We start from the raw sequence: 1,444 nt of genomic DNA on the forward strand, positions 1-1,444 counted from the left end.
GCGGCCGGGGCCGGCGACCCCGTGGCGGCGGAGGCCGGCTGCGCCACCCCGACGAGCAGCACGCCCCCGGCCGCCGCCGCGACCGCGAGATGCCGCACACCGATACGTCCTGCCATGCTCATGCTCCTTTGAGTGAGGGTGGAAGCAGGATGACCCATCAGGGTTACTTGTCGGTAGACATTGGGCGAAGATCATTGCGGCCGGGGCCGGATCCGAACTGTTCTGCCCGGTGGGGGAGTCGGGGCGTCCGGCTCGGCCCGACCGGTCGGCGCGGGAGCCCGGGGCCGTGATCGCGCACGGACCCGCAGGCCGGCGGGGGGCGAGTGCCGGAAGAGCTCAATAACTGGCCTGAGGCGCCCTGCCCGGTGGCCCGGCCGCCAGGGGTGACCGTCCGCTCCGGACCTTCCGTCCCGGGTGGTTGCCGTTCTCCGGGCCGTCGGCGGCCGGGGGCTCAGGGCAGCCGGACGGCCTCGATCTCGGGGTCGTCCAGCAGTGCCTCGATCGGGGCCGGAGGGCCGGCGGCCTTGGTGCCCCGCAGGTCGTAGTCGGTGCACAGGACCCATGAGCGGTCCTCGGCTCAGAGGTTGGACGGGCTGAAGTCGACCTCGGGGGCGTCGTACAGCGCCGCGGCGTCGCCGAGGCGGCCCGCCCGTACGTGCCGGTCCTCGAAGTCGGCGGCCCGGAGCGCCAGTGGGCTGCAGTAGGCCCGGCAGGGGGTGTCGGGGCCTGCCGGGCTGTGGGCGGCGAGGACGCCGATCAGCCGGTTCCAGGTCTCGCGGTCCAGGCTCCCCTCGGTGGGCGGGAGGATCGCGGGCGGCCGGGTGCCCTGCTTCCCGGCGGAGGGGAAGCAGCGGTGGGAGGGCAGCCGCCCCTCGGGCACGACGGGATCGCCGGTCCGCCGGGCGAGTTCGGCCCAGCGCAGCCGCTGCCAGCCGGGTCCTGGGTGTTCGGCGCGGCCCGGGCCGTGGTGCGGTCTGCCGGCGGGTCCCTGGCGGTGTTCGTACATGGCGTTGCGCACCCAGGCCGCATCGGGCACGGGTGGCGGCATGAAGCCGGTCAGCCCGTCGCCGCAGAGGTCGAACAGCCGGTCGGTGGCCCCGGGCGGTGCGAGCGGCCACCGGGTCGGGGGCGGGGTCGGTTCTTCGGGCACCGGCCCATGGTCCCGGTCGGGGCCGCGGGCCGGCCGGGCGGGTGGTGGTGAAGGGGGCCGGAGCCTTGACGGGCACTCATCAGAGCTCTACGGTCAGCGATCAGAAAGTTTCCAGCAAGTTTCATCAATCTTGCGCAAGGGTGTCCGGCCCCCACCGGCGTCCGGCCCGCAGAGCGTTCCACCGGCCTCAGGCCGTCCCACCCACCCGGCTCCGCCCCCACAGGAGACTCCGTGGACAACGTCGTGCTCGGACACGATCCCCGTCGCCCCCGGCCCCGCCGCGCCCGGCGCGCC

At 75.0% G+C, this 1,444-nt stretch carries 1 protein-coding gene; it reads right to left on the bottom strand.

Going from position 1 to position 1,444, the window contains the following annotated elements:
* Positions 1-577: 577 nt before the first annotated feature.
* Entirely contained in the window at positions 578-1,150 is a 573-nt protein-coding gene (locus tag ABZ641_RS37205; protein WP_359988997.1) for a hypothetical protein, read from the bottom strand.
* Positions 1,151-1,444 lie beyond the last annotated feature (294 nt).

Source organism: Kitasatospora sp. NPDC007106, from assembly GCF_040634455.1.
Lineage (GTDB): Bacteria > Actinomycetota > Actinomycetes > Streptomycetales > Streptomycetaceae > Kitasatospora > Kitasatospora arboriphila.